General features: G+C 58.3%; 15 protein-coding genes. 3 read left to right on the forward strand and 12 right to left on the reverse strand.

The features are described 5' to 3' along the window. Positions 1–162 precede the first annotated feature (162 nt). A complete protein-coding gene (ribB, locus tag OHL18_RS20415) occupies positions 163–849 on the reverse strand; it encodes a 3,4-dihydroxy-2-butanone-4-phosphate synthase (protein WP_263376728.1) in 687 nt (228 codons plus the stop codon). Between the two features lie 350 nt (positions 850–1,199). Here ribB and OHL18_RS20420 point away from each other — a divergent pair, with 350 nt between their 5' ends. Continuing rightward, positions 1,200–2,207 (forward strand): hypothetical protein, encoded by a 1,008-nt coding sequence (locus tag OHL18_RS20420; protein ID WP_263376729.1) that lies wholly within the window; start codon positions 1,200–1,202, stop codon positions 2,205–2,207. Positions 2,208–2,583: 376 nt separating this feature from the next. Here the strand turns inward: OHL18_RS20420 and OHL18_RS20425 are convergent, their stop codons facing one another. After that, the gene (locus OHL18_RS20425) at positions 2,584–3,522 is read right to left on the reverse strand and encodes a phytanoyl-CoA dioxygenase family protein (protein ID WP_263376730.1); all 939 of its coding nucleotides are present in this window, start codon (positions 3,520–3,522) and stop codon (positions 2,584–2,586) included. Positions 3,523–3,789: 267 nt separating this feature from the next. Between OHL18_RS20425 and OHL18_RS20430 the strand changes: the two genes are divergently transcribed. Continuing rightward, entirely contained in the window at positions 3,790–4,797 is a 1,008-nt protein-coding gene (locus OHL18_RS20430) for a phosphoenolpyruvate carboxykinase (ATP) (RefSeq protein ID WP_263376731.1), read from the forward strand. A 9-nt stretch (positions 4,798–4,806) separates the two neighbouring features. Here the strand turns inward: OHL18_RS20430 and OHL18_RS20435 are convergent, their stop codons facing one another. The 10 genes from OHL18_RS20435 to OHL18_RS23385 form a co-directional block, all read right to left on the reverse strand. Next, a complete protein-coding gene (locus tag OHL18_RS20435) occupies positions 4,807–6,918 on the reverse strand; it encodes a glycosyltransferase 87 family protein (RefSeq protein WP_263376732.1) in 2,112 nt (703 codons plus the stop codon). Then, positions 6,915–8,174 (reverse strand): glycosyltransferase, encoded by a 1,260-nt coding sequence (locus OHL18_RS20440; RefSeq protein ID WP_263376733.1) that lies wholly within the window; start codon positions 8,172–8,174, stop codon positions 6,915–6,917. The genes OHL18_RS20435 and OHL18_RS20440 overlap by 4 nt, the downstream gene beginning before the upstream one ends. Next, positions 8,175–9,440, reverse strand: coding sequence for an amidohydrolase family protein (locus tag OHL18_RS20445; RefSeq protein ID WP_263376734.1), 1,266 nt, complete (start codon positions 9,438–9,440; stop codon positions 8,175–8,177). Beyond that, on the reverse strand, positions 9,433–10,293 hold the full coding sequence (locus tag OHL18_RS20450; protein ID WP_263376735.1) for a class I SAM-dependent methyltransferase: 861 nt from the start codon (positions 10,291–10,293) through the stop codon (positions 9,433–9,435). The genes OHL18_RS20445 and OHL18_RS20450 overlap by 8 nt, the downstream gene beginning before the upstream one ends. Before the next feature lie 92 nt (positions 10,294–10,385). Then, the gene (locus tag OHL18_RS20455) at positions 10,386–11,888 is read right to left on the reverse strand and encodes a B12-binding domain-containing radical SAM protein (protein ID WP_263376736.1); all 1,503 of its coding nucleotides are present in this window, start codon (positions 11,886–11,888) and stop codon (positions 10,386–10,388) included. A gap of 201 nt (positions 11,889–12,089) precedes the next feature. Beyond that, positions 12,090–12,737 carry a GTP cyclohydrolase II gene (gene ribA, locus OHL18_RS20460; RefSeq protein WP_317890516.1) on the reverse strand — a complete coding sequence of 216 codons (648 nt, stop codon included), beginning with the start codon at positions 12,735–12,737 and terminating at the stop codon, positions 12,090–12,092. 47 nt (positions 12,738–12,784) lie between these two features. Then, a complete protein-coding gene (locus OHL18_RS20465; protein ID WP_263376737.1) occupies positions 12,785–13,606 on the reverse strand; it encodes a class I SAM-dependent methyltransferase in 822 nt (273 codons plus the stop codon). Next, entirely contained in the window at positions 13,603–14,955 is a 1,353-nt protein-coding gene (locus OHL18_RS20470; RefSeq protein ID WP_263376738.1) for a nucleotidyltransferase family protein, read from the reverse strand. Before OHL18_RS20470 ends, OHL18_RS20465 begins: the two co-directional genes overlap by 4 nt. A 666-nt stretch (positions 14,956–15,621) precedes the next feature. Next, complete coding sequence (locus OHL18_RS23380) at positions 15,622–15,777, reverse strand: hypothetical protein (protein WP_396274971.1); 156 nt, start codon at positions 15,775–15,777, stop codon at positions 15,622–15,624. Between the two features lie 14 nt (positions 15,778–15,791). Beyond that, on the reverse strand, positions 15,792–16,004 hold the full coding sequence (locus tag OHL18_RS23385) for an integrase core domain-containing protein (protein ID WP_396274973.1): 213 nt from the start codon (positions 16,002–16,004) through the stop codon (positions 15,792–15,794). Positions 16,005–16,147: 143 nt separating this feature from the next. Between OHL18_RS23385 and OHL18_RS20480 the strand changes: the two genes are divergently transcribed. Beyond that, complete coding sequence (locus OHL18_RS20480) at positions 16,148–19,342, forward strand: ligand-binding sensor domain-containing diguanylate cyclase (protein ID WP_263376739.1); 3,195 nt, start codon at positions 16,148–16,150, stop codon at positions 19,340–19,342. The last annotated feature ends 324 nt before the right edge of the window (positions 19,343–19,666 follow it).

The raw sequence follows: 19,666 nt of genomic DNA on the forward strand, positions 1-19,666 counted from the left end.
TTTTCTCTTCGTCTCATACCGTAAGGACTGGGGAACGAGCGGGTGTCATGGGAACGTCTGGCAAATGTCATTCTTTTGTTGAGCGCTTTTCTCTTCACACGCCGATAGGTCATAGCGAATCACCCAAGGCAAATCGCAGCGTTCGGGAAGATCAGCTCCGGCTTAGCAAGCCATCGTCGACAGACGAAACGTTGGATCGCATCTCCGGTACTCGACCAGCTCCGAGATACTCAACGTGACCAGGTCGTACCGTCTCGCAAACCGGCTAACCTCCGTTCCCTTGGCCATGCTTCCATCCGGGTTCGTGATCTCACAGATCACAGCTGCCGGCTGAAGTCCCGAGAGCTGCGCTAAATCGACCGATCCTTCGGTGTGTCCTTCGCGTTCCAACACACCGCCAGGCGCTGCACGAAGAGGAAACACATGTCCGGGCCGGACCAGGTCGCGCGGCTGAGCATCCGCAGCGACGGCGGCACGTATCGTCGCAACCCTGTCCGCTGCGGAGACGCCCGTCGAAATGCCATCGCGCGCGTCGATCGTGATGGTGAAGGCAGTCTGGTGACAGCTTTCGTTCGTCGACACCATCTGGGGCAGATCCAAACGGTCTAGCGTCTCGGACGTCAGGCATAGGCATACGATCCCGCTGCCTTCCCGGATGAACTGGGCCATCGTCGGTACGGAGATCGTCTCGGCTGCCGTGACCAAATCAGCTTCGTTCTCGCGATCGAAGTCGTCGACAAGAATGATGGGACGCCCCAGGCGCATCTCTTCGATTGCGCGTGCGAGCCGCTCTTCAAAGGGAAAGAGCAGCGATGGAGACGTCATGACAACGGAAGAAAGCGGCGACATGAACAGACCTCGGCGGGGTGAGCGACAGCATCACCGCATTGACTCGACCTTGTGAGGACGAGATAGTCCGACTCTAGCCAGCCCTCGCGCGCCAGTTGTCACATGGGAGTAAAGCAAATGTCACTCTCCTGTTGCACCGGCTTGCAAAGAAAAAGCGAGAGAGCCGAGGCTTTGAAGACCGAGGCGTAGCTCCCTTTCGAGTGTTCGCAAATGCGCTCGCTGAATTGACAATGAAGTGACAATCCCCAGACGATCCCGAGACACGACGCGCCGGCGACCCCGCTACAGTTCGTGCTATGGCACACCCTTTCAACAAACTCCGCCCCCCAGGATTGGCGAGGCTCTTTCAGTTGGCCACTCTATCTTTGACCGCGCTGGCCCTCGCGCGATCCGGGGTCGCCCAGGATACGCCGCTGCTCTCCGGCGGTGTCGGCTTCTTCACAACAACCAACGCGGGTCAGACCAGCTACTCTCCGATGATCGAGCCCTTGATCGCAGCGCCCATCGGGTCGCACATCCTGGTGGAATCGCGTGCGATCCTTCTGGAGAACTTCGCACCCAACGGAGGCAATAACCCTGGCTATGACCACAGCCACTTCGTCAGTCTCACTTATCTTCAGGGCGACTATCTGGTTTCGCGTCGCCTGACGATCGTTGGCGGCAGCTTCCTCATCCCCTTCAACACCTATAACGATCGCCTCTCCGAGATATGGATCGGCAACTTCCAGGGTGGTCCCCTGACTGCCGGCCTCGGCACCGAAGGTACAGGTACAGGGACGGGCGGTATGCTGAGCGGGTCCGCCATATCCCGCCATAAATACTCCATCAGCTACAACGCCTACTTTTCCAGCCATGCGGGCAACCAATACTTCGCTTCCAACCGGTCCGTGGGAGGACGTTCGAGCCTCTACCTGCCCGATCATCGTCTTGAGATCGGGCTCTCTTACAACCGCGTCCTGCAGGGTACACACGAAAACTTCTACGGTGGACACCTCTGGTGGGAGCCAGCCAACTCCGGCTTCGAGCTCCGCTCAGAGTTCTCTCGCGGTCACCACGCCCAAGGCTTCTGGATTGAAACCGCCTATCGCACCCCGGCCTTTGGCGGATTCGATAGCATCGTCGGCCGCATCGAGCCGGTATTTCGAATGAACCAGAGCTTCCGCCGCGACACGTTGTTCAGTGACAGTCTGCCACTGGTCAACACGCAGCGCGCGGACTTCGGTATCGACTACAACCTTCCGCACAACACCCGCATACTCACCAGCTATTCGCGGCAATTTGCCTCGACTGGAAACTCCAATATCTGGCAGACCGGGATCGTCTATCGCTTCCTCTTCCCAGCTTGGAAAGGAAAGTAAGATGAACACGAAGCAGATGATTGTTGCCTTATGCCTCTTTGCATCCTCAGTCTCGTTTGCGGAGGCGGCATCGCAAGCCTCGCCCCCCTCTCGCCAGGCCGGAAAGAACAAGACAGCCGCGCCGTCTCAACCGCAACACGAAGAAGAAGGTGCCCGCATCTTCCATCAAAATTGCTCACGGTGCCACAACACTCCGGAAGGCTTTTCGCCGAGCATCTCTGGAACCGTGGTAAAGCACATGAGGGTCCGAGCATCGCTAAGCGCGGAAGATGAAAAGCAGCTCCTTCACTTTCTAAATCCGTAACAACGCGTTTCTCATCTATAACTCAAAGCCCTTCCGGCAAAGGTCGGCAGGGCTTTAATCCTGCGCCCGCACCTACTCCAGTTGGCTGATCATCCTGAGATACCTGGCGCGCTTAGCCGGTGCCGCGGCCGTATCCGCAAGGCTTGCCAACTCGGCCTTCGAAGGCTGAAGCGTCAGCGGCAACTTCTTCCAGTAGAACTTCAACTCGTCCGAGGTCCAGCCGGCATAGGTCTTCTCCCACGACTTACCCGATTCGCCAGCGAATACAAGATTGGCCGGATTGAGAGTTCGGCGGGCATCCTGAAACCTGCAATCGATCGAAAGTCGCATCTGGTCCGACAGGTTCAGCGAAGCTGCGTGGACTGTGAGGCTATGAAAGATCAGGACGTCGCCCGCATTCACCTGGCCACCAACCCACTCGATCCCAGCTGCCGCATCCTCCGGGATCTCAGGCACGTGAAGGTTGTCGCGCTCGTGATGTTGAATTCCGTGACGATGCGATCCCTCCAGTATCCGTAACGGACCGACTTCGACGGGACAGTCGTGCAGCGGAATCCACACCGTATAAAACTCTGGGTCACCTCCCATGAACTCATAGTCCTGGTGAGCATGCGTCACCAGGCGCTCGCACTTCGGGAAGATCAGTCTGCCGATCGGCTTGGGGTGAACCAGCACCTGATCGCCCGCAAGCATCTCCATTACGTTCCGCAGGGAAAGACCATGCGGCAACCGGTGCAGCGACTCAAGGTTGAAGACCTCCTGGTATACGCGTTTGAATCCCGGATCAGGATCGCCGCATGCCGCTCCTGCCGCCGAAAATCTCTCTCTTGGGTCATGCTCTGTATCTAGCCAACCTGCCCGCGAGAGCACTCGTGTTACGTCGTTCAGCGCGGTGTCGATGGCCTTTCTGTCGAGCAGATCGCGGACCAATAAATAGCCCCTCGTACCCACTTCATCTTGTAGAACCTCAGAGGTAAGCTCAGATCGGCTTACTTCGTGGAAAGCCTTCACGCCTGTCTCCTCCAGTCACCTCGATCTCAATCAAGGCCTACTGGCGACGATAGTGAATCGCATCTTCGGAGGTGTCTCTCGATGGTCTTGCGCTTGTCAATTGATTGTCACGGTCGATCGTCACCAGGAATTGCCGCGTGAAACACGTGACAATTCCGTGACGTCAAAATGACAAGCGCCGAGCGCTTTGTCGCTATCCTCGAAGAAGCCTTCAGAGCCTCTCAAGGCAACTAAAGGTTCATTGCAAAGGACGGCGGGATGGCAAAAATGGCGGCTCTACAGGGCCCACAACAGAGCGGCGTCCCGCCCGTACCGCACAGGCCTCAGGACGCTCTGCTCTACGATATGGAGCTTCCACTTCGCGCTACGTTCTACCCACTTGGCTTTGCGGTCGACGTCCTGACGAATGACCCCGCCGTCCTCCTCGCCGCTCAAGAGAGCTTTGGTCATCGCCGCCTGCGCCACGGCAACACTGCCTTGCAGATTCGCGTCGGAGTCAGCGCAACCGGCGGCGATGCCTGCCCGCCTGAACCTACGCGCCGCGAGTACAACCACCTCTACTCACTCACGGCCGATCCTCAAAACCACGCGATGCTCGATCTCAAGACATGCACCAGCTTCGTCTGGCTCAATCGTTCGGCGGTGAGCAACAGCCTCTACCTTCGCTATAACTTTCTCGAGAAAGTGGTCTATCTCCTGCTCGGCGCGTCGGTCGTTACGGATCTCCACGCCGCATGTGTCAGCAAGAAAGGGAAGGGAATTCTTCTTTGCGGTGAATCCGGTGCTGGCAAATCGACACTCGCCTATGCCTGCGCGCGAGCCGGATGGACCTATACCTCCGATGACACCAGCTACCTCATCAATGACTCTGCAACTCCTCGCGTCGTCGGACACGCGCATCGCATACGCTTTCGCCCCACAGCCAAGGACATCTTTCCGGAGCTGGCAAGCTACGAAGTGACGCCACGGATGGAGGGCAAGCCGTCGCTCGAGATTCCTTCCTCCGAGCTGCCCGTCCACTCGACGGCGGTTGAGGCAGGAATCTACTCCATTGTCTATCTGAAGCGAAGCCGATCCCCACGCACCAGGCTCATCCCGCTGCCCGCAGGAACCGCGACGGAACGCACTCGGAACGAACTCTTTTCGGCCGGAGAGATTCGCGCAAAGCACGAGAAGATCCTGGAGATACTCTCGCCCGTGCCCACCTTCGAACTCCAGTACAGCGTCCTCGATTATGCGATCTATGAACTGGACCGCCTGGTCCAGAAGTCATAGTGCGCGGAGTCAGGGAACAATTCTCCGCCGGGCCACTGCGGTAAACCACAAGCTCCGCCCGCAATCGGTGCTGTAGAGAACTGTCTTCGAATCCTCTTCCCATATGGGTTGAATCTGATTGCACGGCACATCTGCGATACGCCGCGTCATTCCGTTCTCCTGGTCGCGAAGCCATAGATTCCATCCGTTGCCATCGAACCGGCTGTATACCATCCAACGTCCGTCCGGAGAGATTGCAGGATAGCGGGATTCGCCGAGATGGAGCGGAATGTTGTCATGCATAGCATCCATCAGGTAGATCTCCGGCGCGCGTCCGTCCGCGACCGCAGAGAACGCATACTCGTTCTCTGAAAGAAACGATGCCTCATAGACATTCAGCGAAGGTTCTGTCAGTGCCAACTCGCGCACACCATCTTCCGCAAACGCTGCCCGCTCCATCAATCGTCCATGCCCATGGTCATCTCGAATGTAGGTAAGGTCTTTTCCATTCGCGGAGAGCATCGGTTCTCGCGCGTCATCGACGACAACCTTCCAACCACGCGGTGCATCGACGATCTGCGAGTGCGGACTCGTGGCGTGCTCCACCAGGAGGCTCTCCGGCCCGCTGCTGGCAAATGAAAGATCGTCCGGGAGTCCGGCAACCGCGGTCGGTGCCAAATCATTCTGAGCGTCTGGAACCAAGTGGTAACCTGCGAAGGTGAACGCGATATAGCGAACTCCCCGGCCTGCGGGATGTGGCTGCGCATTCAGAAGTCCCTCGCCCTGTAACGGCAATCGATAGGCGTACTCCGATCGCGCGGAACCTTCTCGCTGAAAAGTAGAGAAGACGCTGACGACTGCGACGGCTGCCATCGCGGCGGCCCATAGGTAGGTCTCCACTCCTTTCGGAGTCTTCTCGGCGTCCGGATCACGCCACAACAGCCAATAGTTCGCAGCCAGAAAAGCAAGCAGCAACGGAAGTCGCGCGAGCTGTAACAGCGCCAACGCTCCCGCCATCTTCTCTGGACTCGGCAATGGCAAGCCAATGCCAAGATAGAGCATCGCCAAACCAAGAGCCCAGCCGTAACGCCTCGCCTGTATCAGCACCGCAGTCAGCACGCAGAGAGGCAGCGCCATCAGAATGAAGTTGTAGAGCGCTGGCACAGTGGAGATCGTGAGCGATGCCGTGAGCAACGCCGACAGTTCAAGCTGGATGCGGCTCCGGCTGGTGTTTGCTCGACGGATGAGCAGAACAGCCGGTGCCAAAACGAGCATCTGCAGCACCGGCATCAGCAGTGCAAAGCACAGGAGCGAGTTATGCCACGGATGCGGATTCCACTGCGGCTCCGAGAGAAAGAGCCGATGAAGAATGCCCGAGATGGAAGCGCTCGGCACATACGGCGGCATCGCCTCGCCACGCAGAGTCCACGGCAAAATCTCATGAAGATAAGTCCGATGCACATTCCAGCCAAAGACCGCGATCGAAGCGCCAGCAGCTAGCAAAAGTGTTAGCAGGGCCGACCCCAGTAGCTGCCACTCTCTGCGCCGCAGAAAAAATAACAGAAATAAAACCGGAAATACCTTGCAAGCCGCAGCGACTGCTATAAGCGCGCCTGCCGCCACATGCCATCCTCGAAGATAGGACCAGCAAGCAGTAACGAGGAGCAGCAGCAGAATCACATAGTACTGCCCGAACTCCAAGTTTCTATGGAATGGAAAACACAGGGCGAAGGCGAGTCCGACACGCTGGATACTAAGCCCAGTCATCGACCTAAGCATCCAGACAATCGGGACCAGCGATGCCAAGCTCAGCAGAATCCACGCATGCTTAGCAGCCAGTGGTGCAAGTCCCGCGAACGGTAACATTGCCAGCGTAGAAAACGGTGTAATCGGCAAAAGGCCGATGACCCTTATGTTCACGGCGCGATGGTCCTTCTCACGCTCGATCCAGGACCAGTCATACATCCGCGCGGAATCATAACCTTCATGCACCAGCCGAGCCGACATGTAGTAGTTGGGGAAGTCCGTGTTCAGGGTCTTCCATGCTCTGGGGAGTGTATGGGCGGCAAGGTAAAGCAGCGCCAGCGTGATGACGATGCGTTCTAGCCACGAGGCCGCGCGTTGATTGCAGGTGAGAGTCATGATCGAGTTCCTTGCCGTCTCAACGACAACTCAATGACATCCGCCGCATGTGCGAGTCCATCCGAGGCGCAAACTGCTGCCTTCATCCGCATGGCCGCATCGCGATATCCGGGTTGACCAAGTAGAGTATGCAGTGCAGTGCGGATCGCTCCTGCGGAAAGATCCTTTGCCGGTAGAGCCAGAGCAACACCGCACCGCTCCAAACGTGCCGCCACCGCGGGCTGATCGAAGGCCCTCGGGATCACAATCGTTGGCTTGCCTTCCCTCAGTGTCTCGAGCGCCGTATTGAGGCCGCCGTGGCTGATGACGATGTCGGCCCTCTTCAAAATCTCAAGCTGTGGAAGGGCTTTCACTACGATCGCGTCTCCAGGAAGTCCGTGAAGACTCTCAGGCCCACGGCGCCCACCGAGCGAGATCACCAACTGCAGACAAAGTTCGTTACAGGCCTCTGCAATCAAATGGAAGAGCGCCAGGTCACTGCGGCGAGAGGTTCCAAAGGTCGCATAAACCATCGTTCGACCGTCGAGGCGGCCCCATGGAAAATCCATCGCTGGCCGCGTTGCCTCATCCACGAGTGGACCTGCATAGTGGAAGTTATAAGGAAGTGTGGTCCGCGGAAGATCCAGGCACTGTGGAAGCTGCGTGATGTGTGCAAGCTCCGGAAACTTCCGCTTCACCTGACCTATCGGACCCAGCCCCACGGTTCTCCGAAGTGCGTCCAGCCGACGCCGGACGGGGCCTCGCATGCGCAGCACCGACACCTGATGACACTCGCGTTGCACTCTTTCTATGAGAGTTTCCCTGGACGCAATACTCCGAGGTCCGTCCCATCCGAAGTTGTGCGGTACGGATGTCGAGATAACAACATAAGGCAGACGTAATATCTCCGCCACCGTAGGGCCCGCGAGCGCAATCTCATCCATGATGATCGCGTCGATCCCACGGCCTGCCATCGCCGGCGGCACCTGTCGCAGAAACAACTCCATGTCGAAGACGATCCGATCGATGCCGTCACGCAGCGCGACGATCTCCTGCATGAACTTCCATCTGTACGCGAGTCTGCTGCTCGTGGCAGGACGAGCGGCAGAGGAAGTGATGGAACAGAACTCCAACCCGTGCAGGCGTACGTGCTCCTCCAACTCTGCTGTCTGGAAGAACGTAACCCGATGCCCACGCGCGACCAACTCTCTGGCCAACGCAATCAACGGATTCAGATGGCCGGCTCCCTTGTAAGACAAGACCCCGAAGTGTGACATCTAGGCTCCAACCCAACGAAGGGCCGCACTTCTAAGTGGCCGACCACCTAGCCGCACGCTGTCCTCACCCAACACCGCTTCGGCCTGCCGCAATAACTCGTAGACAGGCGCACGCAGCCATCGAATTGTTCCATCAATCCATAGCGGTTCAAGTCCGTCTCGCGCCGTAGGTGGCAGCCTATGCCAGACACTCTCAGAGGCAAGTTGCACACAACCGCCGATCATCACAAACTCCACATCCTGCGTGGAGAGAGACGCCAGCGTCTCTGCCGGGCTGCGACCCTCATCGAGAACCGCAATCAAATCACCCACCCCATCCTTCTTCACCGCTCCCTCACCGTCACGCAGTCGCAGAGCCCTAGCCGGATTCTCGGTCACCATGGCGTACATCTTGGTAGGCGCTATCTCGCACTGTCGCATTCCAAATCTGATCTCATCCAACAGATCGCCTATGGCAGTCAGTGGAGAATCGTTTCCCAGCGAGAGATTCTCCATCCCATTCATAAGCTCCATGTCAGGCAGGCGATGGAACAGGAAATCATTCGACGAAGGGCAGACGATCAGCGACGCTTCCCGCTCCCGCAACAGATCGATCCCCGCTTCATCGAGCGCCAGCCCATGGACAAGGACGGTGTGCGTGCCCAGAACGCCGAGCCGATTTAGCTCAGCAAGCTCCTGCTCTGCTTGGGCGTCGATTCCTTCACAAGCATGCAGGATAAAGGGAGCGTCTGCTGTCGTGGCTTCATAAGCCTTGAGAAGGTCGCCTCCTAGCGCGACGGAGTGACTCCATCCGTATTGCTGCACCACTCTGACGGGAAATTTTTCTTTCTGCAACTCCGGCCAGAGAGTGTCGTGATGACATACCGTAGTCACACCGCAGAGAAGATTGCGAATCCCGCCCCACCACAATCGAACGCGCTTCGGAACAGAGTGATGGGTTGCGATGACATCCGCAAACTTGCGATGAATTTCCTCTCCCCACTCCACGTAATTTCCATAAGGTCGATCTCCGAGCCGCGGATAAAGTGCGAACTGCAGATGATCGTGCGCGTTCACCAGTCCCGGCAGAACCAGGTGCCCGGTCAAATCGATGTCGATTGATGAGCCTCGCGGGGAAGACAATAGAGACGCATCCGTTCCAACATGCACTATCCGGCCCGCGTCGATCTGGATCGAACCCCAATCACTATCCATCGACCCATTCGCATAGCGGACTCCACGAAGGACCGCATCGCCTTGCCTCGGTCTGTGGGCAAGCTCACGCATCTCTCTTCGCCACATAAACGCGAAACCGTGATGGCTCGCGACGACGGCGCAACATCGCAACGATCGGACGCATCTTCCACTTGAAGCCGTAGTTCGGCGAATGCGCGGTCCACTGAATCGACAATTGTGTCTCGAGCTTGCGCAACCGCTCGTCCGTCAGATATTCCAAGTTGGAGACGGAGTCGGAGGCAGTCCCGTAGCGCTGAATGAAAGCGGCCTGACGTTCCGCGATCATCTGCTGCCCGCTCTCCTCTCGCGAGTACCAGGGAGTATCGCTGATGATCACACGTCCGTCGTCCTTCAGGCATCGAAGCGCCTCGCGTAGCGTCGCCTCGTAGTCTTCCGAGTAATGAAACGATGCGTTGAACACAATCGCATCGAACTGTCCATCCCGAAAAGGCAGGCGCGTCATCTCCGCTTGAAACCGCGGTATGGATTGGGGCAGATGTCTGTCGTAGTGCGCACCCGCAGCCAACCCATCCTGCCTGTTCGTCAGCAGGTCCACCGCCACAGGTTGATAGCCAGCAAGGGCCAGGCGAAAACTCATCCAGCAATTTCCCGCGCCGAGGTCTAATACTTTAAGCCCGGACCCGGCAGGTCGGAGGACACCGTTCATAAGATGTTCGAAGCTTCTCGCACGAATCTCCCACTGCTTTTGATTCCGGCCCGATGCATCGTGATAAGGCAGGCCAAGGTAGTAGTCGTCGGTATCGCTGCCGCGGCCTTCAGCCGCGCGAATTCCCTCGTAGTCGTGGATGAAGTCCGCATAGTGCTCCGCTCGTCCCGGAGGCAGCGCCTGCACCACTCCGTCTGCGATCCTAATCTGAAATCCACACTTCGCGCAGTCCAGCATGTCAACATCAGCGAAGCAACGAGGACAACGAAGAGCAACTCCCACGGCATAGGCGTCACTGGCTGCGATGCTGTCTTGTAAGCCTGCCTCGATCACGCTATACCTCCCGGTGTAGGTACGAAGCTTTCAATCTGCACTAGCGCGGGCGATGACAGCGTCAACTCATCGAAGCCTTCCAGTGCCTCAAGGTCCCGGCACTCCGGCTCCAGCTCATTCACCGTCTTCCAGAGTTCATACACTCTGGCCGTGGTCGCGCTTGAAGTGGGCACCTGGCTCCACGAGTCCACCTCTGCATGCAGCGCATTGCGTACAGCGCGATAGAAGTCCGTCGTATACGCGGCCTTGAACATGATGCACAGATCGTCGCTGTGGCTCCAATTGCGCTTCTTCCCGAGCTGAGTCCGCACCTTCTCATAGAACGCGGTGCCGGGCAGCGGGTACGAGAACGAGATTCCGATATCGTCAGGCCGATTCTCCCGGACGAATTCGATGGTCTCCTGAATCTCGTTCCGGCCCTCCCCCGGATAGCCGAACTGCAGAAAGAAACACGCTCGTATGCCCGCCTCCTTCAACCGGCGGCGCGCGACGACGACCGCAGGCAGGCTGAGCCCTTTGTCCATCGCGTTCAGCACACTCTGTGATCCGGATTCCACGCCCATCCATACCTCCGCGCACCCTGCCGCTTTCAGATGCTGGACCGTATCCTTCGTCATCAGGTCCGCACGCGACTGGACCTTGAATGGCACGGCAGCGTCACGCCGGGTTACCTCTTCGGCAAACTCTTCCACCCAATGATGATTGAGTGCGAAGACGTCGTCGCCGAACCAGATGTGCTGCGCCCCCGCTCTCTTCAACACCGCCATCTCTTCAGCCACAGCCGCAGCCGCACGCAGGTGAAATTTATTGCCTGAGATCGGCTTGGCACACCAGTTACAACGATAGGGACATCCGCGGCTCGACACCATGTTCGTGGAGAAGTACCCATGGGCATCCATCCAAGCTTTGCGATAGGGCTCGAGGTCGATAAGATCGCGCGCGGGCACCGAGAGCTGCGACCATTCAGGATTCTTCGCCAGGTGATTCCCACTTCGCACTGGCTGACCAGTCTCATCTCTCCGCACCAGCCCATCGAGCATTGGAATTGGAATCGCGTCACCTTTCAGCACTGCGGCGCATAGCTGTGTCAGCGTCTCTTCGGCCTCGCCGCAGAGCACATAATCGAAACCGTTCTCCAGGAATAAGCCAGGGTTATCGGTCGAGTCCGACCCATGCACGACCGTCAGGATGCGCCGGTTATGCGCCACTCCCGCCATCTCCCACGCGACCTCGCGCATCCGCGTAAGACACATCTTCGAGAGGAAGTTGAAGTCGTCTTCGTAGACCGCCACGATCTTCGGTTGCTCTGCGTCTAGCATGGCGACAAACGCAGCCGAGGGCTCCTCAAGCATCGAGTCGAAGACCGCTACTGAGATGCCCATCTCGCGTAGCGCGGAAGCCGCATAGAGAGTGCCTATCGGAGCATAAGGCTGCATCTTGCGCAATTGCTTGGGGTCGTAGCCCAGATGATAGGAATGAGTAATCAGGACATCGGCCACAATTCACCTCGAAGGCTAGTGCGGCGGTGGCACTTTGGCTGGGACCGCCGCAGGTCATCCTTGCAGTGAAAACAGCCGGATGACCCTTTGATTGACTTAGCCTATTTGGGCGGGAGCAGAGAGTTGTCTCATGATTGTCAGCTACCTGTCATCTGTTTGCTGCTATCTGTTTGAACTGTGCGTGAGCAGCGAAATATGGATCTATCTAGCAATAATCCGGGGCCCGATTCTGCTCGTCAGCATGGAGAGATGCCCCATCTTGTCGCGTTTCGTGGCTTGATATAGGGCAGCGTGTTCCGTCACGGCAACGTCAGCACTCAGCCTCTCCACGATCTCGATCCCCGACGACTTCACCGCCTGAATCTTCTCCGGATTGTTCGTCATCAGGCGAAGAGATCGCACCTTGAGAAACCGAAGGATGTTCACCGCCAGGGCATAGTCTCGAAGGTCGATCGCATGCCCAAGCCGAAGATTTGCTTCGATCGTGTCCAGTCCCTGGTCCTGTAGCGCATACGCTCGGAGCTTTTCCATCAGGCCAATGCCACGCCCCTCCTGGTGCTCATACACCAGCACTCCAGCCCCCACCTCCGCAATCGTGTGCAGGGCCAGTTGAAGCTGGTCGTGGCAGTCGCATCGCAGAGAGTGAAAGATGTCGCCAGTCGCACACTGCGAGTGAATCCGCACCAGCGGCGGTGTGCTGTAGATTTCTCCCAGTACAAGTGCAACCGCGGTCTCAACTCGCGGTTCTCCTCCATCCACAGCCGTGTCGATACCCTCAAAAGCATGCAGGCGATATGTCGCTGATCGAGTGGGAAAGTTTATGTCTGCGATTTGCTTTAGTTTGATCAACTCAATTCATCTCCGGGTTCGTCGCCGTCTTCCACCTGTCGGGGCTATCACTTTGTTGAAGGAACGCTCGTCCGGCGGAACTGGTAGAGCACATGATCTCCCAGCATCGCAAGCGGACCCGCAAGCCCTCGATCAAGCGTCTCCATCGCCTCGAGCAGCCGCGGGTGTCGCGATACCCATGGCTCAGCGGCGCTGGGTGGCACGGTGACTCCGATGCCGATGCGCTTCTCCAACACAAACCACGGCGCGAAGGCGCGCATCATCTCGCGTTTGCGATGGTAGACCACATGGAACTCGCGCTTGGCCAGCATCGCCGGAGCCTCACCGCGCATCAGGCGCCGTAGTGCCAGATGGTGGCGCCCGCGCAATACCTCGGTCACCATCTCGCCCGGGCAAAGTGTGCCGAACAAGACCAGCATCGCCGGTGCGCCGGGCTTCATAAGTTGCGCCAGGCCACGTGCGACCTGAGATAGATCCACAACGCAATTCAGCGGCGCGAAGTTGGAGAACGCTCCTTCGAATCTCTCTCCGCCCGCAGCAAAATGCCTCTCCGCAAAGGTCTGCATGTCCTCCGCGGCAGCGACCTCTGCGCGTCCACCCAGAGCTCTGAGCTTGGCGTTTGCGATGTCCACCATTGTTGGCGAGGGGTCCGTCAGCAGCACCTCATAGCCACGTTCCGCCAGGAAGCTGGCATCCTCACCTGTGCCACCGCCAAGCTCGAGGATTCGCCCTGCCCTCGGGAACTCCCGCACCAGAGCCGCGCGAACCGCGCGACGCTGTGCCGCGACGCTGAGCCATCTCCCGAAACGGGAGTCGAAGGTTGGAGCGATCGCATCGAACGCGATAGCTGCTGGCCGCAGAGAGGTCATCCTGTCAGCCCCTCCGTCTGCCGGCCCCAGCGATAGGCTGCCCAGCTATAGCGAAGCCCTTCAACAATGTGAAAGCGGAACCGGATGAGCACGTACTTCAACTGCATGCGATATCTTCTCGCCCGCATCCACAGGCTCTCGCCTTCGAAGCCAAGCACTACCTGCGGCGGCAGACGACGCGGAAGCAACGACTCCCATAGCGAGCGCCCCATCGCCTGGCCGGAAGGCTCAAGCTCCCGCACCAGCAGCAGGTAAAGCTTGCTGCCGGGAACGTCTCCGAACACGGTGCGAAGTCCGTGAAGCCTTACCCACAAACGTATCGCCGGCGGCAGCGTATCGACCGTCCACTCCGTCAGTTTGACTGGGGCAAACTCCCCCATGACGCTCGTGATGAGCAGCGTAAGCACCCCGAGCCCCAGCGATACCTTGGGGTTCCCTTCGGCCCGCGACCGCAACTCGCTCCAGAAGATGTCGTCGTGCCACCGCGTCATCACGTGGCGATAAAACTCCAGCAGGTGCGCCGCGCGCGAGAACTCTCCGCAGATGTGTTTGTACGCATGCATACCCTGCCCAAGGAACAAGTCGACTGGGGATAGCACCGGCATATCGATGCCATAAAAGTCCCGCTCTTTCGCCCGGCTCAACACCGACCCGGCTTCCTCCCCACGCGCTTGAAGATGAAGCTCGACTGTCCGGCCGGAGGTGTCCTTGTAGAAGTCCTCCATCGAGATGCCGATCTTCTCTTCTTTCTTGAACTCCCAGCTCTTCCCGCTGACCGCGTACAAGCGATATCCTTGCCGCTCGAGCACAGCCCGAGCGGCTGCGATGGCTTTTTCCGTGATCAGAAAGTCCAGGTCGAACTGATGACGCAGCTCCAAGCGTGGGACCGACTCCGGAGCGAGAGAGAACCCTTTCAGCACCGCGTACGGCACTGCGGCTGCCTGGAACTCTTCCTGGATGGCGACTGACTCTAGGATCATGCCGCGGGTGCGCTCCGTGTTGTCGAGCATGTTCTGCTGCAGCCGGGCAAGCACGTGTTCCGGAAGAATGTGAGTCAGTTGCGACCTGCGCATGTGGTCCAGAAAGTACAACGCCAACCCGCTTACGTCCAGCCAGTGTGAAAGGCTGCGCCACTCCCTCTTGCTGACCTCGTAGAGCTCGAGGCACTCTGTCGGCAAAGGATCACGGAAGCTCAGCAATACCGCCCGGCGAAGTCTCTGCTTACGGCTCAGGACAGCCGTCCGCTCCTGGGCCGCACTTTGGCGAGGGGCGTCGCGCGGTGCGGATGAAGGCGAGGAACCTAGAGCCTCAGAAGCAGTTAGAGATCGTTCCTTGGCAAGCGTTGGCAAGACTTCATCTCCTCGGGCATCTGGCGAAGCAATGCGATATGTCCCGCAAATTGCGGTATATCTGCGGTCTTGGATCGAGAGTAGCCGAGCGCCAGCCGGGTATTGTCACGTCGTGGTCAGGAGATTGTCATCGTATTGTTGCGAAGCCCTGGATCGAACCTCGCGCATCTCATCACGGAGTCAGACCGCTCGACGTACCTGCCGCCCATACCCTCCTGACAGAAATGCCCTTCGGGAGTCTTGCTCGAAGTTTGTCGATCGGGCCACAGCTCCCACGACTCTAAACACAAAGCCAACCGCCCAATCTTTGGGGACGGGAAAGGAGGCGTTAAGCACAACAGCCCTTCAGTAGAAGGGCTGAATCGGTGGCCCTTCTCGATGGGTGCATCGGCAATTTTGCGCACATTGACTCCCCGAGGAAGACGCGGACTGAAGTGCGTTTACCTGGATGATTCTGAGAGTTGCGCGGAACCGCGAACCGATGAATGCTTTAGCCTGGTAGCGACAGTCGCCGTTGAGAGATGTCCGGCTTCCTGCCAACAAACCACCGAACTGTAAGTAGAGCATCAGAAAGTGGAATGCCCGGCCTTTTCTGTACCAGTTAGGAACGATAAAACTGGCGGAGTGAAGGGTCTGAAAAATCTGTACCAAGTCGAAGGTTAGTTTTCAGCTAGTTGTTTGAGTTGTAGCCAGATTGCGGCGGGCTGCGATCTGGCTGGCGAATTCGCCTGGCGCCCTGCCCGCGAGGGATGCGTGAGGACGACTGTCAATATATTCGCGTCTACAGGCTTCGATCAGGTGCTTTGCCTCCTTCAGATTCATGAACCAGTGGGTGTTCAGGCGCGGAAGGTCCCGTTGAAGCTTTCTACGAAGGCGTTGTCAGTCGGCTTGCCGGGCCTTGAGAAGTCGATCTTTGTCCCGTTTTGATAGGCCCACAGATCCATTGCATGACTGGTGAACTCGCTGCCTTTATCACAGAACAACACCTTGGAGACGCCACGTTCGAGTTTAAGCCTGTTCAGGGTGCGCACCACATCGTCGCCCTTCAAGCTCTGACCAACTTCGAATCGCCACCGGCTAAAATTTCAAGAGGTCGAAAATACCGAGGCTGATGATCTCCTCCGGGTTGATCCTTTTGTTCCAAACTGCCGATAGTGAGCGGTGATCTCCGCGACAACGGGAGGAGCAATTGATGCCGTATCGGACGACTACGTGGCTCTTAAGAGCGACGACGCTGTTGCTGCTATGCGAATTGGCTCTGTGCGCCTTCTTTTGCAGCGCCCGGAGAGCTCTGGGCCAGGAGTATGTCTTCCGCGCCTATCGGCAGACATCCGGACTGGAAAACCTCGCGGTAAACTCCATCGCCACAGATCGCCAGGGCTTTCTCTGGACAGGTACCGAAAACGGTCTCTATCGCTTTCTGGGATCTAGCTTTCAGCGCTTCGGGGCCGCACAAGGGATAGCCGAACCCTACATTACGGAGGTATTTGCCGCCAGCGACGGGACGTTCTGGGCCGCAAGTAACGACAATCTTTATCGCTGGGGAGGTCAAGGTTTCTACCCCGCCGCTCTTCAACCAGTCAAAATGAGCCGCAGCTCCAGTCTGGCCTCTGAAGGCTCGGGGAGTCTCCTCGTTATCACTCACAATGAGCTTTACCGCCTCCGGTACAGCCCCGATGGTGACTCGCCCGCTCCGGGACGCACGGAACGCTTCTTCTCCGCGGACCAATTGGCCGCGCATCCTTCTCTCGACCATCTTGGCGCGATCCTCGCTTTGCCCGACGGCACCCTGTGGATGGCTTGCGCGAAGATGCTCTGTTCGTGGAAGCCCAATGGCGTGGTAACGGAATGGGCGGAAGCGCAAGGTGTCCCGACGGAGCTGTACCGTTCCGTCTTTCAGGACCGCCAGGGTACCGTGTGGGCCGTTTCTTTGAATAGCATCGTAGCGTTGCTTCCCGGGGCTTCGGATCGACCCCACCCTACATTCGTCGACCGCTCTCTCCCTAAAACAGCGGGAAATGGGACCTACTCGCGTCTGCCCATCGCCTGCGATCCCATGGGAAGGGTCGTCGTATCGATGGCAGGCGGCATAGCCCGGTGGGACGGGTCCGGCTGGCAGACCGTTGGCAAATCGAACGGCCTTACCTCGACGCATCTCACCGCTCTTCTCTTCGACGAGCGCGGTAATCTCTGGATGGGTGCCATAGGAAATGGGCTCTATCATTGGGTTGGTTATGCCGATTGGCAGGGATGGATCGATAACCAGGGGCTGCCCTCCTCAAACATTTGGTCGATCGGCCCCTTCCAAGGAAACCGTGTATGGGTCGGCACGGAAAAGGGGCTTGCGATCCTCGACACCCGTAGTGGTCTCGTCACTGAGCCTGCCTTTGCCAAGAACTGGGCCTATGGCCAAGTCACGGGGATCATGGCCGCTCCCGACCGTCCTTCGGGAGCCAGCGCTCACGCTAAGCCGGGAGATGTAGCTCCCGATGAAGGTTTGACCCGCGGCGCTCTGCTCATCACTACGCTTCCCGGTAAAGTGCTCAGGGTCGAAGGACATCCGTCCCGGGTTATAGTCCTCGCCGATCTTCAAGACTATATCTACCGGCTCCTCCGCGATCCCTCTGGCCGCACGTTCCTCATCGCAGACTCCGGCGTATTTGATGTTTCGTCGGTCTTCGACGAGGATTCCCGGTCGGGGCTTCAGAACTCTGTCGCCGGACCTGATTCGTGGGCTTCGCTTGGCTCCGGCCATTTACTTCAGTCTGGGCATCGGCCCCTATCGCCTCTCCCCCAGATCCCAGCCCTGCTTGGCCCTCGGGCGTCCACGACACAAGCTTGCCTTACCCCTGACGGGGTCGTCTGGTTCCTGGGAGAGAACGGACTGGTGCGGCTGGCGCGTAAAGGCGATCGGGACCTATGGTCTCGTCCATCGCTTTACGGCTTCCCCGACCCGTTGCCCAGACTCGCCGGTATGGCGTGCGCTAGCGACGGAAGCCTGTGGATCACTGCGGCAGGTGCCACCATTTGGCGCGCTGTCTATCGTCCCGACGGAGAGGCCGCAAAAGGAATAGGTTCCAGCATGGGCCGTCTTACGGCGACCAAATTGGAACTACCCAAGGCTCTGCAGTCGGCAGCTGTAGTCGACATGCTCTCCGACTCTCGCGGATGGCTCTGGGTCGGCACGGATGATGGCGTGCTGGCTTGGAACGGCGTCTCATGGCACCGCTTCACACAGGAAGACGGCCTACTTTGGAACGACATCAACGATGGCAAGATGACTTCGGGGCCGGATGGCTCAATCTGGTTAGCGACCAGCGGTGGTCTCTCTCGCATCCTGCATCCCGAGCGAATGTTAGAAATACCCCTTCCGAAGATCGCTATCATCGAAGCCCGTATTGGGGAGCGTCTGGTCCCTCTCTCTGGCGCGCTAAAGCTGCCTTGGTCCCGGCAGGACATGAGCTTCGAGTTTGCTGCTCCAGACACGATCAACCGTGCCGGTCTGCGCTTCCACTACCGGCTTGCTGGCTTGCACCCCAGCTGGATCGAGAGCCGTGACCAGACTGCGCACTTTGAGAATCTGCAGCCGGGAGAATATTCATTTCAAGTCTTTGCGCTAGATAGCGTCAGCGGCGCGCACTCCGCTCCGATCGCCTTTGGCTTTCGAGTCATGCCGCCATGGTGGCGCACCTGGTGGTTCTATACCCTCTGCGGAATCGCCTGTTGCCTTGTGATTGGCTTGATCTTTCGTCTGCGCACCAGAAACCTGTTCGCTCAGCAGCGCCGTCTCGAAGGCATGGTGCTCGAACGCACTTCGCAGCTTGAGGCGAGCCGCGAAGAGCTGCACCGTCAGGCCACCCACGATGGCCTCACCGGTCTGCTCAACCGCGTTGCAGTTCTCGAAGCCTTCGACCAGGAGCTGGCTCGTGCCCAACGCGATGGCACTCCGGTGACTGTCGTTCTCGCCGACATCGACCACTTCAAACAGATAAACGACACGTACGGCCATCTCGCGGGAGACGAAGCCCTGCGAAGGTTCTCCGCGGCACTGGCGGCCGGCGTTCGCTCCTATGACCACGTCGGCCGCTACGGCGGAGAGGAGTTCTTGCTGATCCTCGTCGGCATCGGGCCAGGTGATATCGACTTAGGCGGCGTCCGCGAACGGTTAACTATGTTGCACAAGTCCATCAGCAGCTTGAGGGTGATCTACAACTCGGCCGAGTTTGCGATCAACTGCAGCCTGGGCGTCGTGCATCTGGAAGCCTTCCAGTGCGGTAGCGATCAGAAGCTCGCCCTCGCCGCCGCCGACGAGGCTCTCTATGAGGCAAAACGTGCAGGGCGCAACCGATTCGTTTTCGGCCATCTTGCAACCGAAGTGCTTCCCTAAGAGATTCCGGGCCATCCTCGTACCGAAAACCTCAGTCAGGACATCCTTCTGAGTGCCGTTAGCGACATTGAGGCTTCAAGGCTCTTCTGCAAGAGCGCGAAGCCGGAAATAGAGCCGACTTCGGCCATGCCAGACTCAGAGAACAACGCATCAGCTCGCCAAGGAAGCGCCCTCCCCCTGAAGAGACCTGGAATTCGATAGCTGTCGGCGGTTCTATTCGATCAAAGGAAACTTACGCAGGGGAGAGTTTGTATTCTGCAGTGTCGGGACACAGACGTTGCGTCTGCCATCAGACATAACGCCGTACTAAAGCTGCTCGTCGAC

It is taken from the genome of Granulicella aggregans (assembly GCF_025685565.1).
GTDB classification, from domain to species: domain Bacteria; phylum Acidobacteriota; class Terriglobia; order Terriglobales; family Acidobacteriaceae; genus Edaphobacter; species Edaphobacter aggregans_B.

Excerpts from the sequence above, each read along its gene's own strand:
- OHL18_RS20480 (WP_263376739.1), top strand. The coding sequence starts at position 16,148 with ATGCCGTATCGGACGACTACGTGGCTCTTAAGAGCGACGACGCTGTTG.
- OHL18_RS20445 (WP_263376734.1), bottom strand. The coding sequence starts at position 9,440 with ATGCGTGAGCTTGCCCACAGACCGAGGCAAGGCGATGCGGTCCTTCGT.
- OHL18_RS20435 (WP_263376732.1), bottom strand. The coding sequence starts at position 6,918 with ATGACTCTCACCTGCAATCAACGCGCGGCCTCGTGGCTAGAACGCATC.
- OHL18_RS20440 (WP_263376733.1), bottom strand. The coding sequence starts at position 8,174 with ATGTCACACTTCGGGGTCTTGTCTTACAAGGGAGCCGGCCATCTGAAT.
- OHL18_RS20430 (WP_263376731.1), top strand. The coding sequence starts at position 3,790 with ATGGCGGCTCTACAGGGCCCACAACAGAGCGGCGTCCCGCCCGTACCG.
- OHL18_RS23380 (WP_396274971.1), bottom strand. The coding sequence starts at position 15,777 with ATGAATCTGAAGGAGGCAAAGCACCTGATCGAAGCCTGTAGACGCGAA.
- OHL18_RS20450 (WP_263376735.1), bottom strand. The coding sequence starts at position 10,293 with ATGCTGGACTGCGCGAAGTGTGGATTTCAGATTAGGATCGCAGACGGA.
- OHL18_RS20465 (WP_263376737.1), bottom strand. The coding sequence starts at position 13,606 with ATGACCTCTCTGCGGCCAGCAGCTATCGCGTTCGATGCGATCGCTCCA.
- ribB (WP_263376728.1), bottom strand. The coding sequence starts at position 849 with ATGTCGCCGCTTTCTTCCGTTGTCATGACGTCTCCATCGCTGCTCTTT.